The 20269-nt window shown below is 64.9% G+C and carries 21 protein-coding genes and 2 pseudogenes; 14 read left to right on the forward strand and 9 right to left on the reverse strand.

The genetic code is table 11. The annotated features are described in order from the left end of the window. Positions 1 to 3 precede the first annotated feature (3 nt). Entirely contained in the window at positions 4 to 900 is an 897-nt protein-coding gene (locus tag AC1RCO_RS06215; RefSeq protein ID WP_492617520.1) for a LysR family transcriptional regulator, read from the reverse strand. A 144-nt stretch (positions 901 to 1044) separates the two neighbouring features. On the opposite strand from AC1RCO_RS06215, the gene AC1RCO_RS06220 reads away from it, so the two are divergent. Continuing rightward, positions 1045 to 1596 carry a GNAT family N-acetyltransferase gene (locus AC1RCO_RS06220; RefSeq protein WP_011061199.1) on the forward strand — a complete coding sequence of 184 codons (552 nt, stop codon included), beginning with the start codon at positions 1045 to 1047 and terminating at the stop codon, positions 1594 to 1596. On the opposite strand, the gene AC1RCO_RS06225 is transcribed toward AC1RCO_RS06220, so the two are convergent. Next, positions 1589 to 2509: a carbon-nitrogen hydrolase family protein gene (locus AC1RCO_RS06225; RefSeq protein WP_011061198.1), complete on the reverse strand. Its 921-nt coding sequence runs from the start codon at positions 2507 to 2509 to the stop codon at positions 1589 to 1591. The genes AC1RCO_RS06220 and AC1RCO_RS06225 overlap by 8 nt on opposite strands. 84 nt (positions 2510 to 2593) lie before the next feature. Here AC1RCO_RS06225 and AC1RCO_RS06230 point away from each other — a divergent pair, with 84 nt between their 5' ends. After that, positions 2594 to 3529, forward strand: a complete 936-nt coding sequence (locus tag AC1RCO_RS06230) for a LysR family transcriptional regulator (RefSeq protein ID WP_492617521.1) — start codon at positions 2594 to 2596, stop codon at positions 3527 to 3529. Here AC1RCO_RS06230 and AC1RCO_RS06235 read toward each other — a convergent pair. Next, positions 3501 to 3755 carry a hypothetical protein gene (locus AC1RCO_RS06235; protein WP_011061196.1) on the reverse strand — a complete coding sequence of 85 codons (255 nt, stop codon included), beginning with the start codon at positions 3753 to 3755 and terminating at the stop codon, positions 3501 to 3503. The two genes, AC1RCO_RS06230 and AC1RCO_RS06235, sit on opposite strands and share 29 nt — an antisense overlap. A 197-nt stretch (positions 3756 to 3952) precedes the next feature. Here AC1RCO_RS06235 and AC1RCO_RS06240 point away from each other — a divergent pair, with 197 nt between their 5' ends. After that, positions 3953 to 4273 (forward strand): ElaB/YgaM/YqjD family protein, encoded by a 321-nt coding sequence (locus AC1RCO_RS06240; RefSeq protein ID WP_011061195.1) that lies wholly within the window; start codon positions 3953 to 3955, stop codon positions 4271 to 4273. A gap of 58 nt (positions 4274 to 4331) precedes the next feature. On the opposite strand, the gene AC1RCO_RS06245 is transcribed toward AC1RCO_RS06240, so the two are convergent. Both AC1RCO_RS06245 and AC1RCO_RS06250 read right to left on the reverse strand, forming a co-directional pair. Further along, positions 4332 to 5369, reverse strand: coding sequence for an Ldh family oxidoreductase (locus tag AC1RCO_RS06245; RefSeq protein WP_011061194.1), 1038 nt, complete (start codon positions 5367 to 5369; stop codon positions 4332 to 4334). Between the two features lie 201 nt (positions 5370 to 5570). After that, the gene (locus AC1RCO_RS06250) at positions 5571 to 5840 is read right to left on the reverse strand and encodes a PepSY domain-containing protein (protein WP_011061193.1); all 270 of its coding nucleotides are present in this window, start codon (positions 5838 to 5840) and stop codon (positions 5571 to 5573) included. Positions 5841 to 5991: 151 nt separating this feature from the next. Here AC1RCO_RS06250 and AC1RCO_RS06255 point away from each other — a divergent pair, with 151 nt between their 5' ends. Next, entirely contained in the window at positions 5992 to 7005 is a 1014-nt protein-coding gene (locus AC1RCO_RS06255) for a FecR family protein (RefSeq protein WP_011061192.1), read from the forward strand. Between the two features lie 50 nt (positions 7006 to 7055). On the opposite strand, the gene pvdQ is transcribed toward AC1RCO_RS06255, so the two are convergent. After that, the gene (gene pvdQ, locus AC1RCO_RS06260) at positions 7056 to 9389 is read right to left on the reverse strand and encodes a bifunctional acylase PvdQ (protein ID WP_492617522.1); all 2334 of its coding nucleotides are present in this window, start codon (positions 9387 to 9389) and stop codon (positions 7056 to 7058) included. A gap of 296 nt (positions 9390 to 9685) precedes the next feature. On the opposite strand from pvdQ, the gene AC1RCO_RS06265 reads away from it, so the two are divergent. Further along, positions 9686 to 10066 carry a hypothetical protein gene (locus AC1RCO_RS06265; RefSeq protein WP_011061190.1) on the forward strand — a complete coding sequence of 127 codons (381 nt, stop codon included), beginning with the start codon at positions 9686 to 9688 and terminating at the stop codon, positions 10064 to 10066. A gap of 17 nt (positions 10067 to 10083) precedes the next feature. On the opposite strand, the gene AC1RCO_RS06270 is transcribed toward AC1RCO_RS06265, so the two are convergent. Beyond that, positions 10084 to 10272: a hypothetical protein gene (locus AC1RCO_RS06270; protein ID WP_015635538.1), complete on the reverse strand. Its 189-nt coding sequence runs from the start codon at positions 10270 to 10272 to the stop codon at positions 10084 to 10086. Between the two features lie 171 nt (positions 10273 to 10443). On the opposite strand from AC1RCO_RS06270, the gene AC1RCO_RS06275 reads away from it, so the two are divergent. Further along, positions 10444 to 10572: a hypothetical protein gene (locus AC1RCO_RS06275; protein WP_011061188.1), complete on the forward strand. Its 129-nt coding sequence runs from the start codon at positions 10444 to 10446 to the stop codon at positions 10570 to 10572. Between the two features lie 94 nt (positions 10573 to 10666). On the opposite strand, the gene AC1RCO_RS06280 is transcribed toward AC1RCO_RS06275, so the two are convergent. Next, positions 10667 to 11581 carry a LysR family transcriptional regulator gene (locus AC1RCO_RS06280; protein ID WP_065364001.1) on the reverse strand — a complete coding sequence of 305 codons (915 nt, stop codon included), beginning with the start codon at positions 11579 to 11581 and terminating at the stop codon, positions 10667 to 10669. A gap of 118 nt (positions 11582 to 11699) precedes the next feature. Between AC1RCO_RS06280 and AC1RCO_RS06285 the strand changes: the two genes are divergently transcribed. Continuing rightward, complete coding sequence (locus AC1RCO_RS06285; protein WP_065364000.1) at positions 11700 to 12695, forward strand: aldo/keto reductase; 996 nt, start codon at positions 11700 to 11702, stop codon at positions 12693 to 12695. Between the two features lie 46 nt (positions 12696 to 12741). Here AC1RCO_RS06285 and AC1RCO_RS06290 read toward each other — a convergent pair whose 3' ends face one another. Next, positions 12742 to 13278, reverse strand: coding sequence for a hypothetical protein (locus AC1RCO_RS06290; RefSeq protein WP_065363999.1), 537 nt, complete (start codon positions 13276 to 13278; stop codon positions 12742 to 12744). A gap of 505 nt (positions 13279 to 13783) precedes the next feature. Between AC1RCO_RS06290 and AC1RCO_RS06295 the strand changes: the two are divergent. The 7 genes and pseudogenes from AC1RCO_RS06295 to AC1RCO_RS06325 all read left to right on the forward strand — a co-directional run. Further along, positions 13784 to 14857 (forward strand): annotated as a pseudogene (locus AC1RCO_RS06295) (cache domain-containing protein); the annotation flags it as partial. 327 nt (positions 14858 to 15184) lie between these two features. After that, positions 15185 to 15715: pseudogene (locus tag AC1RCO_RS06300) on the forward strand (methyl-accepting chemotaxis protein); the annotation flags it as partial. A 79-nt stretch (positions 15716 to 15794) separates the two neighbouring features. Further along, positions 15795 to 16250 (forward strand): SRPBCC family protein, encoded by a 456-nt coding sequence (locus AC1RCO_RS06305; RefSeq protein ID WP_011061183.1) that lies wholly within the window; start codon positions 15795 to 15797, stop codon positions 16248 to 16250. An 85-nt stretch (positions 16251 to 16335) separates the two neighbouring features. Beyond that, complete coding sequence (locus tag AC1RCO_RS06310; protein ID WP_492617523.1) at positions 16336 to 18084, forward strand: copper resistance system multicopper oxidase; 1749 nt, start codon at positions 16336 to 16338, stop codon at positions 18082 to 18084. Continuing rightward, positions 18074 to 19072, forward strand: a complete 999-nt coding sequence (locus AC1RCO_RS06315) for a copper resistance protein B (RefSeq protein WP_065363996.1) — start codon at positions 18074 to 18076, stop codon at positions 19070 to 19072. Before AC1RCO_RS06310 ends, AC1RCO_RS06315 begins: the two co-directional genes overlap by 11 nt. Positions 19073 to 19226: 154 nt before the next feature. Further along, on the forward strand, positions 19227 to 19676 hold the full coding sequence (locus AC1RCO_RS06320) for a DUF411 domain-containing protein (RefSeq protein WP_492617524.1): 450 nt from the start codon (positions 19227 to 19229) through the stop codon (positions 19674 to 19676). Beyond that, complete coding sequence (locus tag AC1RCO_RS06325) at positions 19673 to 20110, forward strand: YqaA family protein (protein WP_011061179.1); 438 nt, start codon at positions 19673 to 19675, stop codon at positions 20108 to 20110. Before AC1RCO_RS06320 ends, AC1RCO_RS06325 begins: the two co-directional genes overlap by 4 nt. Positions 20111 to 20269 lie beyond the last annotated feature (159 nt).

Here is a 20269-nt window from a genome sequence, read left to right on the forward strand (position 1 = left end):
GGATCAGCCGCCATGCTCTGCCAGCAGGTCGGCGATAAAGGCCTTCAGCGCTTCGCCACGGGCATGCCCGGCGTGGGTGATCATGCTGTGCTGCACCTCGTAGCGCAGCGTCTCGGGGTGCAGCACGCGCATCTGCCCGGCCGCGACCCAGGGCTGGGCATAGTGGCTGGGCAGGTAGCCCAGGTGGGTGCCCGCCAGTACCCCGTGGACCACCGCCTCCATGTGGTAGGCGGTGGCCGAGGCGCGCTGGGGCGTTACCGGCAGCACCTGGTTGGCGGGCAGGAAACCGTGCTTGATCCAGTCACAGGCCTTGATGTGCGCAAGCTCTGGCTCCAGGACAGGGAACAGCGGGTGCGAGGCGCCGCAGAACAGGGCGATTTCCTCGGCGTAAAGCGGCTGATAGTCGAGGGTCGGCAGGCTGCGGCTGAAATAGGAAATGGCCAGGTCCAACTGGCCGTCGATCACCGCCCGCTCAAGCTCGGTGGGCGAATTGATGAACACATGCAGGTGCAGGTCGTGCTCGCGGCGATAGAAGCGCGCGATGGCCGCGTCGATGCGTGCCGCGGTCAAGGTGGCGATGTTGTCCGCCAGCCCCAGGTACAGATCCCCCACCAAACGCCCGGACAACTCCTGGGCCTCGCTCTTGAACGCCTCCACCGCGCCGAACAGCGCCTGGGCCGCCGCCAGGATCCGCTGGCCCTTCTCGGTCAGGCGAAAGCCGCCCTTGCCGCGCTCGCACAGCCGATAGCCGAGGCGTTTTTCCAGGCTGGAGATGTGCATGCTGATATTGGACTGGCTCATGTTCAGTTCGGCCTGGGCCGCGGTGAAACCGCCGCACTTGACCACTACGGAGAAAATCCGCAGCAGGCGCAGGTCCATGTCGGTGACGTTTCTAAGCACAGGGGGTTTCCAGGAGTCGCGGGGCTGAACCAGGGGGCTATTCAACGGCAGCGCCCGGGCCGCGTCAAATCCATCACGGCTTGCGTGACCGATGACATTGCAGGGACTATGCAACGCCTTCTTGCCACCTTGGATCGCTTGCCAATGGACTCACACCCCACGCCCGCGCTGTGCACCGAACGCTTGCTGCTGCGCCCCCTGGAACTGGCGGACGCCGACGCCATCCAGCAGCTATTCCCCCAGTGGGAGGTGGTGCGCTACCTCAACGCCCTGGTGCCCTGGCCCTACCCGGCCGACGGCGCCCTGAGCTTCCTGCGGGACATGGCGCTGCCGGCGATGGCCCGGGGCACGGAATGGCACTGGACGCTGCGCCTGCGCAGCAACCCCGGGCAGATGATCGGCAGCATCAGCCTGATGGACGAAGCCGACAACAACCGCGGCTTCTGGCTGGCCCCGCCGTGGCAGGGCCAGGGCTACATGAGCGAGGCCTGCAAGGTGGTGGACCACTATTGGTTCGAGGTACTGCAACGGCCCTTGATGCGGGTGCCCAAGGCCGCGCCGAACCAGGGCTCGCGGCGGATTTCCGAACGCGCGGGCATGCGCCTGATCCGCTCCGAGGACGGTGAGTTCGTCAGTGGGCGATTCCCCGTGGACATCTGGGAAATCACCCGCGAGCAATGGCGCCGGCTCAGGTAAAGCGCACCCCGGGACGGGGGCGCTGGTCCACCGTCAGTTCGAACACATCCGGGCGGGCGTAGTGGCCGACCACGTCGTAGTCATAGCGCGCCCGCACCAGGTCGGCGGTATCGATCTGCGCGCTGATCAGCCCGGCCCGGCCCACCAGGGGGCCGGCCAGTACGTCCCCCATGGGCCCGACGATCACGCTGCCGCCGGCAATCAACGGCCGTTGGGCCGGCCAGTTGGCAATCTCCAGACCCAGCTCTTCGGGCGAGGCCTGCACCTGACAGGCGCTGACCACGAAGCAGCGCCCCTCGTGAGCGATATGGCGCATGCTCACCTGCCACATTTCCCGCTCGTCCACCGTGGGCGCACACCAGACTTCGATGCCCTGGGCGTACATCGCGGTACGCAGCAGCGGCATCATGTTTTCCCAGCAGATCACCGCGCCCACCCGGCCGACCTGGGTGTCCAGCACCGGCAGGGTCGAGCCGTCGCCCTTGCCCCAGATCAAGCGTTCGGTCCCGGTGGGCATCAGTTTGCGGTGCTTGCCCGAAAGCCCCTGCTGCGGGTCGAAATACAGCGCCGTGCAGTACAGGGTGCTGCCACTGCGCTCGATGACACCCAGCACCAGGTTGGCTCCGGTACGGGCGGACAGCGCGGCCAGGGCATCGGTTTCCACCCCGGGGACCTCGATGGCATTGGCGAAGTAGCGGGCAAAGGCCTCGCGACCCTCCGGCAGGCGATAGCCCAGCTGGGTGCCGAAGCCTTCGCCCTTGGGGTAGCCCCCCAGCAGCGCTTCGGGCATCACCACCAACTGCGCGCCGGCTTCGATGATGGCGGCCTCGTACGAGAGGATCTGTTCCAGGGTGGCGGCCTTGCCTTCAGGCAAGGCCCCGATCTGCAGGGCAGCGACAACGGACTTGGGCATGGGATGACTCCTTGAGCAATCAGGTGTTGCCCATTCTGCTGCCGCCCCTGATCATCGATAAACCCCACTCCAGTGCTTAATGATATGAACCAGATGAATATCGCCAGTGTCGACCTCAACCTTCTCAAGGCTTTCGAGGCGCTGCATGACGAGTCCAGCGCCAGCCGCGGCGCCTTGCGCCTGGGGGTGACCCAGTCGGCCATGAGCGCTGCCCTGCGCCGGCTGCGCGAGCTGTATGGCGACCCGCTGTTCGTGCGTACCGGGCGCGGGCTGGCGCCGACCCTCAAGGCCAATCAGTTGAAGCCCGTGGTCAGCGAAGCCTTGAACAAATGCCGCCAGAGCCTGGCCATGGTCGCCCCCGACACCGCCGACTATCAGGGCCGCTCGGTAACGCTGGGGCTGTCGGATGATTTCGAGATTGCCTATGGCCGGCAGATGATCGAGGCCGTGGCCCGGCGGGCGCCGAAGCTGCGGCTGATCTTTCGCCAGAGCCACAGCCAGATCGTCGCCGAGGCGCTGTTGCAGCGCAGCGTCGACCTGGCCATCAGTGCCGGCGGCTTTGCCGAACGCCTGCTCAGCCGCCAGGTGCTGGGGGAAGGCCATTACCTGTGCCTGGCAGACCCGGCCAGCCTGGCCCCCGGGCAACAGCAGATCAATCTTGAGGAGTTTGTCGCACGGGAACACCTGCTGGTGTCGTCCCAGGGGTTTATCGGGATTACCGATGAAGGCTTGGCCAACCTGGGGCTGAGCCGCCAGGTGTGCGCCTCGACCACGCACTTTGCCGCCTTGCCCTTTCTGCTCAAGGGCAGCCAGGCGGTGGCGACCATTCCGGCCCATGCCGCCCGGCGCATCGCCGAACTCACCGGGCTGCAGTTGCTGCCCTGCCCCCTGGCCCTGCCGCGCTACCCGATCGAGCTGGGCTGGCGCACCAGCCCGCAGACCGATCCGCTGCTGGTGAAGGTACGCGAGGCGATTGTCGAGAGTTTTGCCCTTACTTGTTCGCCGCCATCAGGCGATTGACTTCACTGCGCACCATGTTCGAGTACTCCGGCGGCGACATGCCGTCGAGCTCGGCGCGGACCCACTCGGCCCACTTGCCCTTGCGCTTGCCACGCTCGCCGAACAGCCGCGCGGCCTCGCCCTTGGCCTTGCCCAGGTTGCTCTGCCACAGGTCGAACAGACGGGACTTCTCGTCCTCGATGGCGGCGCGCTCGGCCAGGGTCTTGTTAGCCAGATTGAAACTCATGGGAAATTCCTGCTGCGTAAAATAGGCGCCATCTTACACTGTAGGGGCTACGGGTTTTACCCCGGGGTCGCCAAGGGGGCGTAAAACAACTGCAACTTTTGCCCCCGCGCCGGACTCCATTGCTTGCTACCCATTCACCTGTAGCCGCTGGCGGATGCGTTGTGCACCAGCGGCGATATTTCCAAGGAAAAAACTTCATGGCTCGTAAATCTGCCGCGCAAGCGGAAAACGATCAAATCAAGGACCAGGCCTTCAGCGAACTGCAGGCGCTGATCGAAGAATCGGAAAAGCTGCTCAAGGGCAGCGCCAGCCTGGTGGGCGAAGAAGGTGAGAGCCTGCGCCAGCAAGTCAGCCTCAAGCTCAAGCAGGCGCTGGATTCGGTCAGCAATGTGCGCGAGCGCAGCAAGCCGGTGGTGGATGCCACCGAGCAGTACATCGGTGGCCACCCGTGGCAGACCGTGGCCATCTCCGCCGGTTTCGGCCTGGTGGTAGGCCTGTTGCTGGGCCGTCGTTCCTAAGCCCCCGTGCAACGTTGAGGCCAGGTACGCCAATGGCGGCCTGGCCTTTTTCATGCCTTCAGTCCTGGGCCAGCGCCCGCAATTGCTGCAGCTGCTCGGCGGGAATGGCGATGCCCGCGTGCTGCGAACGCTCGCGCTGCTGATGCCGGCGATCCCCCGGCAGGCGCTTGAGCCCCACCGCATGCATCTGCCGCACCAGCTCCTGGCTGCGCTCGGCAAAACTCTGCCCGGCAGCCTTGCTCGGGTCGATGACGATCAGCAACTGGCCGGTCCAGGGCGTCTTGGCCCCCGGGTGGCCGGACCAGTCGAATTCGAAGGAGAAGTTGCCCCCGGTCAGGGCTGCCGCCAGCAGCTCCACCATCATCGACAGAGCCGAGCCCTTGTGCCCGCCAAACGGCAGCAAGGCGCCACCTTCAAGAATCGCCCTGGGGTCCTGGGTCGGCTGGCCCAGGCTGTCGACACCGATGCCCGGCGGCAGGCGCTCGCCCTTGCGCGCGGCGATCTGCACGTCGCCATGGGCAATGGCGCTGGTGGCCAGATCGAAGACGATCGGCTGGCCCTGGGCCTGGGGTGCGGCGAAGGCGATCGGGTTGGTGCCGAACAATGGCCTGTCGGCGCCGTGGGGCACGACGCAGGTCATGCTGTTGACCACGCTCAGGGCCACCAATCCTTCCTCGGCGAAGGGTTCGACATCCGGCCAGAGTGCGGCGAAGTGGTGCGAATTGCGGATAGCCAGCACGGCGATACCGGCGCTGCGGGCCTTGCTCACCAGCAGCTCGCGGGCGGCAGCCAGGGCCGGCTGGGCAAAGCCGTTGCCGGCGTCGACCCGGACAAAGGCCGCCGCCACATCCTCCACCACCGGCACGGCCTGGCCGTCGACCCAGCCACTGGCCAGGGTCGAGACATAACCGGGAATGCGGAACACGCCATGGCTGTGGGCTCCGTCGCGCTCGGCGCCGGCACAGTTCTCGGCCAGGCAGCGGGCCACTTCGGCACGGCAGCCGTGGCGTTGGAAAATCGTTTCCAGCAACTGCACCAGGGCCGGTAAAGAAAGGTATTGGGGCGGTGTTTCAACAACCACGGACGATGCAGACATCTGAAGCTCCAGAGTAATTATTGGAGGGGGCGACAGCGTGTGAACCTGGCGATTAAACAACGCCGCACTCCAACCCTGTCAACCACTGCCGGCGCCTTGCAGGGAAGGTGCCAGGATGGCCGGAACAACCATCCCCCTGGAGCAAGAAAAAGCCCCCTGTGCGCTGCCGTGGCAAGGCACAGGGGGCTGTTTCAGCCTGGCTCAGTCCTTCTGGTCGCGCAGCACATTGCCCGAGGCGCCGTCGATGCGAAACTCATAGACACTGCCATCGGACTTGCGCCCTTCGCCTTCCCAATAGCCATCGTTGTCCGCTTCGATCTTGTAGATCTCCACGTAGCCGGCTTTGGTCTTTGCGGTTTCAATGGCTTTTTCAATGGTGATCCAACCGGCCCCCGGACGGTCGGCCAGGGCCGCTCCAGCGCCCAGCAGGCTGGCGGTGGCAAGCAATGCGGCAAGCGTCTTCTTCAACATGGTCCATCTCCTTGTGTATTCACTTTCGATACAGAGCCTGGTTTTAGGGCGTGCCAGATGAAAATAAGTTCACTTTGATGCTCATTAGCCATGACGGTTGTTCTCCAAGACTTGCCGCGGAGGGTAGAATGCGGGAAATCAGGAAGAGTCAATGAGCGAACAGATCCTCTCAGAAGCCGAATACGACGCCATCACCCAAGCGGCAGCCCAATGGTGCATGCGCCTGCATGAACCCGACTGCAGCGACGCGGAGCGTCTGGCCTTTCAGCAATGGCATGATGCCGACCCCCTGCACGCCTTCGAATACGAGGCGATGCGGGAAATATGGGAAGTGGCCGATCAACTGCCCCCCTCCACCCTCACTGCTGCACCAGCCCCCGCACCGGTCAAGCTCGTTCCCCGGCGCACCTGGCAGCAGTATGGCGTGGCCGCGGCCATCGCCCTGTGCGCCCTGCCCCTGGCCGCCTACAGCGGCTGGGAACTGGGTTGGGTGCCGTCCTCCTACCAGCGATTCGAAGCCGGCGACAGCCTGCGCAGCGTGACCCTGGCCGATGGCAGCCAGGTGCAACTGAACCTGGGCAGCACCCTGACCTACAGCAACTACAAGGACCAGCGCCGGGTCACCCTGAAAAAAGGCGAAGCCTTCTTCAAGGTCAGCCACGACGCCAGCCACCCGTTCGTGGTCAAGGCCGCCAATGGCCAGGTCAAGGTCACCGGCACCCAGTTCAATGTGTGGATGTACGAGGACCAGGTGCGGGTCACCCTGCTCCAGGGCTCGGTCCTGGTGAGCAGCAACACCGCCCTGCCCGGCGAAGGTTTCCGCCTGGAGCCGGGCATGCAGGCCAGCTACAAGGCCGGCGACTACCAGCCGCAGATCAGCCAGACCTACAGCAACGACAGCTCCCTGGCCTGGCGCGAAGGCAAGCTGGTGCTGGACAACCTGGCCCTCACCGACGCCCTGCCGCTGATCAACCGCTACCTGGACACTCCGGTGCAGGTCGCCGACGCCAACACCGGCAAGATCCGCGTCGGCGGCATCTACAACACCCGGGAAATCAAGAGCCTGCTGACCTCGCTGCCCAAGGTGCTGCCGGTCTACCTGACGCGCAATCGCGATGGCAACCCGGTAATCAACTCACTGCCCCAGTCCCCGCCAAAAAGCTGAAGGCCGCCCCGTTGCCGGGGCGGCCTCCTCTTGATGCTCACGCTCAACCGTTACTGGCGCGCCAGTACCGCCCCCTTGCGCGGCTCTTCGATCACCTGCAACTGATACTGGCCATCGGCACGGATCTGCGCTTCGGTAAAGGGCAGCACGCTCCACTGGTTGCGGGCGAATGCAGCGGTCTGGTCGCGAAAATGCGCTGAGGCCGGGTCGCTGGACAGGGAGAACGCCAGCAGCCCCAGGGCGCGCGGCCCCTGCTCGTCGAAGCTGACCACGTTCAGGTAGCTGGTACCGCTGACCACTTCACGCTTGCCATCGGCCGCCGGCACGCTCTGGATGGCGTTGTACACCCCCAGGCTTTCAGGGCCGCCGGGCACCGGGGTCGGCTGGCCGCCCTGGCTGACCTGCTGGATATCGCCCCAACGAACGTCACTCCCCAGCCCGGCCTCGGCGACCTGCTGCGCCGAAGCCAGCATCGACTCGCGCAGTGCCCGGGCCACCGCTGGCCGGCCAATGGCCAGGCCCCGTGGGGTGTGCTGGGGATCTTTCGGGTCAAAGGCCACGCGCCACACGCTGGGGTCCTGCAACAGCGGCTGCATGATGCCCTGGAAGTGCACGAAGCCCAGGCCGGCCTGCAACCCCGCGCTGCGGTCCCAGGCTTTCAGGCTGGCGCACACCGGCCCCAGGCGCTGGGCATCCGCCCCCAGGTCCTGCTCACAGAACTGCAGCAGATCGGGCATCACCTGGCCGGCCAGGTACACCTGATCGTCCGTGACCAGGTGCTGCAGGTCACTGACCTGGGCCTTGTGCATCCGGCTCAGGCGATCCAGAGCAAAGCGCGCGCGCATCTTCAGCGGCACGTCCTGCTCGCTGATCACCGGCGAAAAGCCTTGCAGCGGCGCCGCCGGGTTGACCATCCAGGCCGAATCGTTGGAATGCTGCAGGTAGTCGTTGCGCGCCAGTTGCGGCAACTGGCTGGCGGCGAAGATCCCCGGTTGCGCCGCTGCCGGGTCGATATCCCAGGCGCAGGCACTGCGCGAGCCATCCAGAACGATGACCCGGGTGCCGGCCCGCGGATCACTGCACTGCGCCAGCTTGGCCTGGGTGACGTTGGGCACCACCGACTGGTTCATGTACAGCGCCCGGCCCCGATCGTCCACCGCCAGGGTGTTGACCCAGGGAATGCCCTGCAACTGGTGCACGCTGTCTTGCAGGCCGGCCACGCTGCTGGCCTGGTTCATCGCGTACCACTGGGCCAGCACCCGGCTGTTGTCCAGGTTGGCGTCGCGCAGGCTGTAGGCATATTGATGATCCCAGTCCAGTTCCCCCGGCCACTGCACGATCGGGCCGAAGACCGAGCTGTAGAGCGTGCGCGTACGCGGCTGCAACTGGCCGTCCGGGCCCTTGCTCTGCACGGTCAGGGTCTGGCGCTCCAGGGGCAGCGAACGGCCGTCCAGCAGGTAGCGGGTCGGGTCCTTGGGGTCCAGTTGCAAGCGGTACAGGGTGAAGTGCTTGGAGGCGTCCACGGTGTGGGTCCAGGCCAGGTGCTGGTTGAAGCCGATATTGATCAGCGGCAGGCCGGGCAAGGCCGCGCCCATCACATCCAGTTGCCCGGGAATGGTCAGATGCATCTGGTAGAAGCGCATGCCGCCGACCCAGGGGAAATGCGGGTTGGCCAGCAGCAGCCCACGGCCGTTGAACGAACGCTCGCTACCGATGGCCACCGCGTTGCTGCCACGGTCCAGGGCGAAACGCTGCTGGCGTGCCGCCGCCAGTTGCCAGTGCTCGGCCGGCAGCCCGGCCTGGGCCGTGGCTCCAGGTGGCGTGGCCCCGGCCAGGGCCTCGGCGAATTGCCCGGCACCGCCTTCCACCAACAGGCGTCGGGTCAGTTTCACCAGGTCCGAGGTGGCCAGCGGCCGCACCCAGTCACCCCGGCATTGCTCGGGCAGGCCCTGGGCCTGGCGCTCCGCCAGCTGGCGGTTGTAGCCCTCGACGTAACCCTGCATGCGCTCGCGCATCGCCGGGGTCTGGGCCTGCCAGAAGGCCGCCACGGCCTGGGGAGTGTTGAGCCAGCTGAAGAACAGGTCGCTGCTGAGGTTGTCGCGCTGTTCCAGGGTCTGGCCCTCGGCGCCGAAGTATTGCGAGCGCTGGGCGTTGACCGTCAGCACCTCATTGGCCATCAGGCACAGGTTGTCCTGGGCGTAGGCGTAGCCGATGCCGTAGCCCAGGCCGCGCTCGTCGTCGGCACGGATGTGCGGCACACCAAAACTGGTGCGGCGAATCTCGGCGCGGGTCTGCTCGGGCTGTGCCAAGGCATGGGCGCCACCGCTGAAGCTTAGAAACAGGGCTGCAAGGCAAAAACTCGGTAACTGCCTGGAAATGATCACGCCGACTCCTGATGCAAAAATACAGAACCAGGACTGGTGTGCAGGAGCGGTTGGCAACGCCGCCAGTCTGGGAATCCAGCCGCGCACGGATCACCCGACGCCTGCCTGCCCATAAAGACGAAATGCTTGAAAAAAATTTAATCCGCAAAGGCCAAAAGCCCCGCCATCACATGTCAGCGACCTGATACCGACAAATTTTCTACATTCAGGACTTCATGATTTGCCGTGCTCGTTCGTCTAGTTACTAGAGCATCCATCATTCTTTTCCTGATCAGGCTCTGATAAGGAGTTTTTGCATGTACAACCCGCAACTGCCAATGGACGGCAACACCGTGAACAGCACGCCTTCCCTGAATGCCGGCGCCGGTGTCTTCGGCAAGAACGCCGAGCGCAACAGTAATGAACGAATCAAGCACCTGCTCAAAAGCTTCGGCCTGCGTACCAGCCTGATTCGCCTGAAAGTCATCGACGCCCTGCTCACTGCGGCCCAGAGCGACCGCTCCCTGGGGGTGCGCGGCATCCACAGCCAACTGCTGGAACTGGACATTCCCCTGTCCTTTCTCAGTGTGCGGGAGGTGCTCAAGCGGCTGTGCAGCGAGGGTGTACTGACCCTCAATGCAGACAAGAGCTACAGCCTGCACCAGCAGGCCGCAGCGGTGCTCGACGGTCTCTCCTGAGGCCGTCGAGCCTGGGCTCAGGGCTTGACCTTGCGGCGCATCACGCCGTTGATCACCACCACGACCACCGCCACGCCAATGGCGATGTACTGGAACAGCTTCTCGCTGATGATGCCGTTGTTCTGCAGGTAGGAAAGGCCAAGCATGATTCCCAGTACCACCAGGGAAATCAGAATCGAGTAGATCAAGCGTTGTTTCTGAGTCATTGCCGGGTCCTGAAGCTGAAATTGTATCTGCCGTGTATCAAGATCGATGCCAAGCACATACCCGGATTCGGGGATGAGCCGGGCAAATCGGGGTCACATGGTACAGGCGCGAAGGAGTTTTTTCTTCCTTGTCGTCCTGCCGTGTTCCCCGAGCCCTTTGAGGATTGATCCATGTTTCGTCGAATCACACTGCTGATTCCCCTGCTGGCCATGCTGACCCTGTCGGGCTGCATCATCATGCCCCACGATGGCGGGCACCACCGCTACTACGACGGCGGCCCGGGCTACTATCACCGCTGAGTCATCCGGACAGCCCATCGGCCCCATGAGCCGCCCGATCTCGCCACCAGCGCCCGCCTTGTCGCGGGCGTTTTGCTGTCTGGCGCCCGACCATTCAGGGGCAAGAAATGTGATTGCCCGGGCGGGCGAACAGCTCCACCAGCCAATCGATGAATACCCGCAGGCGGGTCGACAGGTGCCGCTGGGGCGGGTACAGCGCGGTCAGCGGCAATGCAGGCAGCGGGTAGTCCTCCAGCACCCGCTGCAGGGTCGCGTCCTGCAACTGCCGGGCAACGTGGTAGTACGGGGTCTGGATCAGCCCGTAGCCGGCTTCGCAGGCCGCCAGGTAGCCATCGGCGCTGTTCACCGCCACCCGCTTGGGCAACTGCACCGGCTGCAACTGGCCGGCGAAGAAGAATTCCAGACCATAACGCTTGCCGCTGACGTTGGAGAAATACTCCACCATCTGATGCCCTTGCAGCTCTTGCGGAGTACGGGGAACCCCCCGCTGGCGCAGGTACCCGGGGCTGGCACAGGTGACTTGCTGCAACTGCGCCAGCGGCCGCGCCACCAGGCTCTCGTCCAGGGCTGGGCCGCCGCGCAGCGCACAGTCCACGCCCTCGCGGATCAGGTCCACCGGGCGGTCATTGAGGCCGATCTCCAGTTCGATCTGCGGATAGCGCGCGGAAAACTCCGGCAGCGCCGGCATCACCAGCAACCGGCCGATGCCCACCGGCATATCGACACGCAACAGGCCACGGGGGTTGTGCCGAGCCAGGGAGAATGCCGCCTCACTCTCCTCCAGGTCCGCCAGCAAGCGTACGCAACGCTGGTAATAGGCGGCTCCGTCCAGGGTCGGGCTGACCTGTCGGGTGGTGCGGTGCAACAACTGCACCCCCAGATGGGCCTCCAGTTGCTTGATCAGAATGGTCACCGACGCCGGCGGCATCTGCAGACTGTCGGCAGCCTTGGCAAAGCCGCCCAGCTCGACGATACGGGTAAAGACGCGCATGGCGTTGAAACGATCCATGGAGCAAACCTGCGGATTATTTAGAATTCAATAATAGTGATAGCGCTTTTAGCCTGTTTATCGGTTTTTTGTCGAGTAGCACACTGCAGGCTCTTTCCCCTTACCGGAGCATTCATCGATGCGCACTCGACAACTGGGCCAGGACGGCCCGCAGGTTTCCGCCATTGGCCTGGGCTGCATGGGCATGAGCGATTTCTACACCACCGGCAACGATCCCCGGGAAGCCGTCGCCACCTTGCATCGGGCCCTGGAACTGGGCATCAACCTGCTCGATACCGCCGACATCTACGGCCCCCACAGCAACGAAGAGCTGATCGGCCGGGCCATTCGCGGCAAGCGCGAACAGGTGTTCCTGGCCAGCAAGTTCGGCATTGTCCGCGACCCGGCCAACCCGGCGGCCCGCGGGGTCGACGGCCGGCCGGAATACATCCGCACCGCCATCGACGGCAGCCTGCGGCGCCTGGGGGTGGACACCCTGGACCTGTACTACCAGCACCGGGTCGACCCGGACGTGGCCATCGAGGAAACCGTCGGCGCCATGGCCGAGCTGGTCCAGGCCGGCAAGGTGCGCTACCTGGGCCTGAGCGAAGCCTCGGCGGCAACCCTGGAGCGGGCGCACAAGGTGCATCCTATCAGCGCCCTGCAAAGTGAATATTCGCTATGGAGCCGGGATCAGGAAGACAACGGCTGCCTCGCCGCCTGCCAGCGCCTGGGCATCGCCTTCGTGCCCTACAGCCCACTGGGCCGGGGTTTTCTCACCGGGGCCCTGAAAAGCCCGGAAGACTTCGCCGCCGACGACTACCGGCGTTTCAACCCACGTTTCCAGGGCGAAAACTTCCAGCACAACCTGCGCCTGGTGCAACAGGTGCAGCAGTTGGCGGCGGACAAGGGGGTGAGCAGCGGGCAATTGGCCCTGGCCTGGGTGCTGGCTCAGGGCGATTACCTGATTCCGATTCCCGGAACCAAGCAACGGCGGTATCTGGAGGAGAACGTGGCGGCACTGGAGGTGAGGCTGAGCGCCGAGGAACTGGCGTCACTGGAGCAGATCTTCAGCCCGCAGACCACCGCCGGAACCCGGTATGCCGAAGAGGTAATGGGCTTGCTGGGGCGTTGAAAGCAGAGCTGTGGCGCGCACCGGCAGGCAGTGCGCGCCATTGGAATCAGGCCTTGGCGGAGACGTTCTTGTCAGTCACCGTGGTGCCGTTGCCCTTGCCATAGTTCTGTAGCCCCTGAAGTACATAGATGGCTTTCTTGTACTCGGGGATCAGGTAGTTGGCGTACTTGTTGCCCTTGAGGTTATTGCTCTGAATATCCTCAAGCTTCATCGCGAAGTACTCCAGGGCATTAAACGGTTGCTCCGGATCCTTGGGAATACCGAAGCGGTCAAACTGGTCGCCGGCATTGATCAAGTTCAGTGCCGTCACATCACTGATCAGGCCATTGTTCTTGAGGAAGGTACTCATGCTTCCAAGCGATTTGGAGGTGACATTAGTAGGATCGAACCCCTTGATCTGCTTGTGCAGCTTGAGTTCGTCCATCTTGCGGGTGTTGAGTACTGTCGGGTCGCTCCCCACCAGGGCCAGCATCTGCCGGACCTTGACGCTCTGTGATACGGGTTTGGTCGAACGCGTTCCACCATCCTCGCGAACCAGCAGCCCCGCCTTGCTGGTCCAGCCGCCGACGTATCCGATTGCCATGCTGTAACTCCTGTAGTCCGGCCTTCCAATCACCTTTTTCAGCGCCATGAAACTTCTGACAAGGCACCTGAACAAGGATGTAAGCCGTGTTGAAACATCTGAATGGGCGCAAGTATCAACGCCGTGGCAAGCGCCAACAACGCTTTATTTCCTGAGTTTACAATTTTTGTACAAACTCGACACAATTACCGCAAAGGCCCTGTTTAAAAGGCCCGGGAAGTTTTCCCGCACATCAAAGCGTCATCTTTTCATGCCTGGCCTTGCCCTTGACCGGGCGCCTTTGCCCTGCCCCACCATCCCGTGGCGCAGTTTTTTTTCCAGGGCATGCCTTTTTTTGGACGATCGTACTAAAGAGCGGAAAAACCGCGCCGACATCCTGTGGATGCCCTGACAACGCATCGCATTCCCGAATAATAAAAATCGCTCGGTAAGGACAGGTCCCATGCCCGCTTTGCGCACGATTCAAGCCCGCTACACGCTGTTTCTGGTCCTGTTCATTGTCTTGATGCTGATACTCACAGTGGTGGGCATCAGCCAACTGGTAGCGCCCAAGCTGCGTCATACCGAAGAACAGGTAGCCCTCAACCGCATCGCCGAAGTGGCGCAGCGCATCCAGGGCGAACTGAACAAGGTCCAGGCCCAGCAACGCAGCATCACCCAGACCATTCCCCTGCTCGACAGCGACAGCATCGACAAGGTCCTGCCGGGCCTGGTGGACCAGTACGGTGAACAGAAAGTCTTCGGCGGCGGCATCTGGCCCCTGCCCGGCCAGCGCACCCCGGGGCGCAACAAACACAGCACCTTCTGGCACCGTGACGCCTCCGGCAAACTGGTGGTCAACACCTTCTGGAACAGCGACCCGGCGCCCAACTACTACGAGCAGCCCTGGTACCTGGGCGGCATGCAGACCGCCCCCGGCCAGTGCGCCTGGGCTGCGGCCTACAAGGACGATGCCAGCGCCGAGCCGCGCACCAACTGCGCCATGGCCATCCGCCGCGACGGCCAGCCCTGGGGCGTGGCCACCATCGACGTGACCCTGGGTTTCTTCAACGACCTGGTGGCGCGCCAGGAACAGGCACTCAAGGCCGAGATGCTGATCGTCGAAGCCGACGGCAAGATCATCAGCAACAGCTCGCGGATCAACGGCCCGATCGTGCTCAAGAACATCCGCGACCTGAGCCCCGGCTCCCCCTTCGCCGCCCAGGTCCAGGCCGCCCTGCAGCAACCTGACCAGGGGGCACGGCGCGTCGAGTTCGACAATGCCGGGGTGCCCAGCACCTTCTTCATGCGCGCCATCGAAGGCACGCCCTGGTTTCTCGCCAGCGCCCTGCCGACCCAGCTGATCACCGCCCAGCGCGACGACGTGCTGAGTACCCTGAGCCTGTTGCAGATCCCCATGGTGATCCTGCTGGTGTTGCTGCAGGTCTATGCGATCCGCCAGCTGGTGCAGCGTATGAAGATCCTCAAGGGCAATATCGACGCCCTGGCCACCGGCGACGCCGACCTGACCCGGCGCATCGTGATCCGCGCCGAGGACGAACTGGGGGCCATCGGCCACTCGGTGAACCGCTTTATCCAGTACCTGCAACAGATGATCGGCGAGGTCACCCAGGCCACCGAGGCCATGGCCGGGAGCCTGGGGCAGTTGCAGCAGAGCTCGGCCCACAGCCAGCAGATCCTGTTGCGCCATGCCTCGGAAACCGATCAGACGGTGACCGCCATTACCGAAATGAGCAGCACCGCCGACAGCGTTGCCGCCAACGCTGCCCAGACCGCAGACTTCACCCGCCGCGCCAACGAACACGCAGAACGTTCCCGGGTGGTGGTGGGCGAAGCTTCCGGCAGCGTCATCGCATTGATCGACGAAGTCGCCGATGCCACCCACAAGGTCGAGGCCATGCAAGCCGACGCCCAGCGCATCACCGAGGTCCTCGGGGTGATCGGCGCCATCGCCGGGCAGACCAACCTGCTGGCCCTGAACGCCGCGATCGAGGCCGCCCGGGCCGGAGAACAGGGCCGCGGCTTCGCCGTGGTCGCCGATGAAGTGCGGGCCCTGGCCGCGCGGACCCAGGACAGCACCTCGCAGATCAACGAAATGCTCGCGCGCCTGACCCAGGGCGTGAGTTCCTCGGTCAGCGCCATGGAAAACACCCAGGCCAGTTGCCAGTCAGCGGCGGATGCCACGGCGCGGGTCAACAGCGGGCTCGACGAAATGGCCGACTCGGTGAGCCAGATCAACAGCCTGAGCACCCAGATCGCCACCGCCGCCGAACAGCAAAGCGCCGTGACCGAGGAAATCAACCGCAGCATGGTGAGCATCCGACACATGGTCGAGGAGCTGGTGGACAGCGCCCGGGCCGGGGAAAGCAACACCCAGAGCCTGTTGCAGGCCAATGCCCAGGTCAGCCACCTGATGAGCCGCTTCAAAGTCCGCTGAACGGTCTGCCCCCGCCCCTGGCAGCCCGCCGGGGCGGGGCTATATTTCAGGCTCCGGTCACAAGGACGTGAGGTGCCCCATGGGTCAGCGCCAAACACATTTGTTGCATGAACAGATCAGCCACGAACTGTTTATCCAGGCCAGCATCGACACCGTCTACTACTACGTGACGCAGCCGGACCGCTGGCCGGAGTGGCACCCTTCCAGCCTGCGTGCCGATACCGGCCTGTGCGGTTCATTGCCCGCCGGCCACCGCTTCAGTGAAACCATGGACCTGCTGGGGGTGCAACTGCCCATCAGCTACCGGGTGCTGGTGGCGGTGTTTCCCAAGGAGTTCAAGACCCTGTTCAGTTCCGCCGCGCTGGACGGTTCGATCCACTATCTGTTGAGCAAACAGGGCGACGGCACACTGTTCCGGCGCACCCTGGAATACGCCACCGACCTGCAGCTCAGTGGCCTGCGAGCACGCATGGAGCAGCTTTCGAGCCAGGCCCTGGGCAACCTCAAGCAGCGTCTGGAACAGCCCGACGACTGACAAATCTGTAATGCCCACCTCAGTTTCCTGACAGCCAGCGCCGATTAGAGTCCGCTCCAATCCGCTGACTGACTGGAAGCCTCCGATGCCGCGCCCCTCCTCGTTCCACAGCCCCTCCCGCCGCACCTTCGTCAAGGCCCTGGCTGCCGGTGGTGTGCTAGCCGGCTTCGGCCTGTGGCGCAACCCGGTCTGGGCCATCAGCAGCCCGGGCCAGCCCGAGGTCCTGGCCGGCAGCGACTTCGACCTGTGCATCCAGCAGTTGCCGGTGAACTTCAGCGGCCGGCCACGCAAGGCCATGGCCATCAACGGCAGCCTGCCCGGGCCCTTGCTGCGCTGGCGCGAAGGCGACCGGGTGACTGTGCGGGTGCGCAACCGCCTGGACCGGCCCAGTTCCATCCACTGGCACGGGATCATCCTGCCGGCCGACATGGACGGCGTGCCCGGCCTGAGCTTCGAGGGCATCGAGCCCGGCGGGCTCTACCGCTACAGCTTCCCGGTCAAGCAGCACGGCACCTACTGGTACCACAGCCATTCCGGGCTGCAGGAACAACTGGGGGTGTATGGCCCGCTGGTGATCGACGCCCGGGAACCGGAGCCCTTCAGCTACGAACGCGACTACGTGGTGCTGCTCTCGGACTGGAGCGACGAGGAGCCAGGGCAGATCCTGCGCACCCTGAAGAAACAGTCCGACTACTACAACCAGCACAAGCGCACCCTGGGCGACTTCATCGAGGACGTCGGCCGCGACGGCTGGGCGGCCACGCTGGCCGAACGCAGCATGTGGGCGCAGATGAACATGACCCCCACCGACCTCGCCGATGTCAGCGGCGCCACCTATACCTTCCTGCTCAACGGCCAGGCCCCGGGCCAGCCATGGTGCGGGCTGTTCCGCCCCGGCGAACGCCTGCGCCTGCGAGTGATCAATGCCTCGGCCATGAGCTATTTCGACCTGCGCATTCCCGGGGTGCAGATGACCGTGGTCGCCGCCGACGGCCAGCACGTGGTGCCCGTGACCGTGGATGAACTGCGCATTGCCGTGGCCGAAACCTTCGACGTGCTGGTGCAACCCGGTGCCGGAGCCCACGCCTTGTTCGCCCAGGCCATGGACCGCAGCGGCTATGCCCTGGGCACCCTGGCCAGCGCCCTCGGGCTCGTGGCCGAGGCACCGGCCATGGACCCGCGACCGCTGCTGGGCATGACGGACATGGCCATGGGTACCATGGATCACGGGGCAATGCCGGGCATGGACCATGGCGCCATGGCCGCCATGGATCACGGCGCGATGAATACCGCGATCAGCCACCCGACCTCGGAAACCAACAACCCCCTGGTGGACATGCAGGCGGTGAACCCCATGCCGCGCCTGGACGATCCGGGCATCGGCCTGCGCGACAACGGCCGCCGGGTGCTGCGCTACGCCGACCTGAAAAGCACCTTCGCCGACCCCGACGGTCGCGAACCGAGCCGGACCCTGACCCTGCACCTGACCGGGCACATGGAAAAGTTCGCCTGGTCCTTCGACGGCATTCCCTTTGCCGAAGCCGAACCCCTGCGCCTTCGGTATGGCGAGCGGCTGCGCATCGAACTGGTGAACGACAGCATGATGGCCCACCCCATCCACCTCCACGGGCTGTGGAGCGACCTGGAGGACGAACACGGCCGCTTCCAGGTGCGCAAGCACACCATCGACATGCCACCGGGCACCCGCCGCAGCTACCGGGTCACCGCCGATGCCCTGGGGCGCTGGGCCTATCACTGCCACCTGCTGTACCACATGGAAAGCGGCATGTTCCGCGAAGTCCGGGTCGAGGAGGAACGCCACCATGAAGCTTGATTACCTCCGCTTCACCCGGCAGCCCGGCGTTGGCCTGGCCCTGCTCCTGCTGGCCTGGCCCTGGGCACCGGCACAGGGCGAATCGATGCCGGGCATGGGCCATTCCAGCGTGCCTGGGACAGCCATGGGCGCCATGGACCACTCGCAGATGCCCGGCATGCAGGCGCCGACACAGGGCCAATCGACACCCGGCGTGGCCCCCTCCACCATGCCCGGCCACGCCATGGGTGCCATGGACCACTCGCAGATGCCCAGCATGCAGGCGCCAGCCCCCACACGAAGCCGCACACCGATCCCGGTGCTGACCGATGCCGATCGGGCGGCGGTCTACCAGGGCCCCAGCGGCCACATCCACGGCCCGTCGCTGAACACTTTCCTGCTGGTGGACCAGTTGGAATGGCAGGACGCCGACCCGGGCGGCAGCGTCGCCTGGGAGGTCGAGGGCTGGGTCGGTGGCGACCGCGACCGGCTCTGGCTGCGCAGTGAAGGCGAACGCACCCGGGGCGTCACCGAGCACGCCGAGCTGCAAGCCCTGTGGGGCCATGCCATTGGCCCCTGGTGGGACCTGGTGGGCGGCCTGCGCCAGGACTTCAAGCCCGGCACGCCGCAGACCTGGGCCGCCCTGGGGCTGCAAGGCATGGCCCTGTACAACTTTGAAAGCCAGGTCACCGCCTACCTCGGCGAGGACGGCCAGGCCGCCTTGCGCCTCAAGGGTGACTACGACCTGCTGCTGACCCAGCGCCTGATCCTCCAGCCCTCCGCCGAGGTCAACCTCTATAGCCGCAATGACCGGCAACGGGGCCTGGGCGCAGGCCTGGCGGACAGCGAGATCGGCCTGCGCCTGCGCTACGAGATCCGCCGCGAGTTCGCTCCCTATATAGGGGTGACCTGGAACCGCAGCTACGGCCGCAGCGCCGACTACGCCCGGGACGAGGCCGAGCTGGACAACGACCCGCGCCTGGTCCTGGGCCTGCGCCTGTGGTTCTGAAGGCCACAACCGCTGGCCGGCCTTGGTATCACCTTGAAACAAAAGCCAGCGGCGGCCAGCGAAAAAAACCGCAAAATGCACCACCCCGAGCGTGCAACCGCGGGTGGCCGGCCATGCCACCCTTCCTTATTGATCAGCGACAAAGAGACTTTCGATGAACACCTCACTGCGTCTGGCGGCTCTGTCCGCCCTGCTGATCAGCTCCCTGGCCCAGGCTGGAGAACTGATTCCCATCGACGTGCACCGCGACGCCAACTGCGGCTGCTGCAAAAAGTGGATCGAGCATCTGCAGGACAACGGCTTTGCCGTGACCGACCACGTGGAAAGCAACATGAGCGCGGTCAAGCAGCGGCTCGGCGTCGCCCCGCGCCTGGGCTCCTGCCATACCGCGGTGATCGACGGCAAGTTCGTCGAGGGCCACGTGCCGGCCGAACAGGTGCTGGCCCTGCGCAAGCGCGATGACCTGCTGGGCATCGCCGCCCCGGGCATGCCCATGGGCTCCCCCGGGATGGAAATGGACGGCATGGACGCCGATGCCTTCCAGGTCATCGGCCTGACCCGCGAGGGCAAGGACGTGGTCGTCGCGGACTACCCGGCCCGTTGATCTTCGGCGCCTACTTCGGCCTGTTCCTGGCGGCGTTCGGCGCCGCCACCCTGCTGCCCCTGCAATCGGAAGCGCTGCTGGTGGGGTTGCTGCACAACAGCCAACTGGCAGTGCTCGGGCTGTGGCTGGTGGCGACCCTGGGCAATGTCCTGGGCTCGCTGGTCAACTGGTGGCTGGGCCAGCGCCTGGAACACTACAAGGAGCGCCGCTGGTTTCCGGTCAGCCCGCGTCACCTGGAGCGGGCCCGGGGGCCTTACCAACGCTATGGCCACTGGACGCTCCTGCTGAGCTGGATGCCGCTGATCGGCGATCCGCTGACCCTGGTGGCCGGCGTCATGGGCGAACCCCTCAAGCGCTTCCTGCTGCTGGTCACCCTGGCCAAGGGCGCGCGCTACGCCGTGCTGGCGTGGCTGACCCTGGGCTGGATCGGCTGAGCGCCCGCAGCTCCCCATCACCGCGCAGGAACTGGCTTGCCAGCGAAAGCGCCCGCCCCCGCAACCACCTGCCTCAAGGCCTTCCTTGTCGGCAAGCCGACGCCCAGGGTTTGCCTGTGGCTTAACGTCGCCCTAATCCGGCGGCTACAGCATCGCCCG

This window comes from Pseudomonas sp. GW823-FHT03E05 (genome assembly GCF_058796855.1).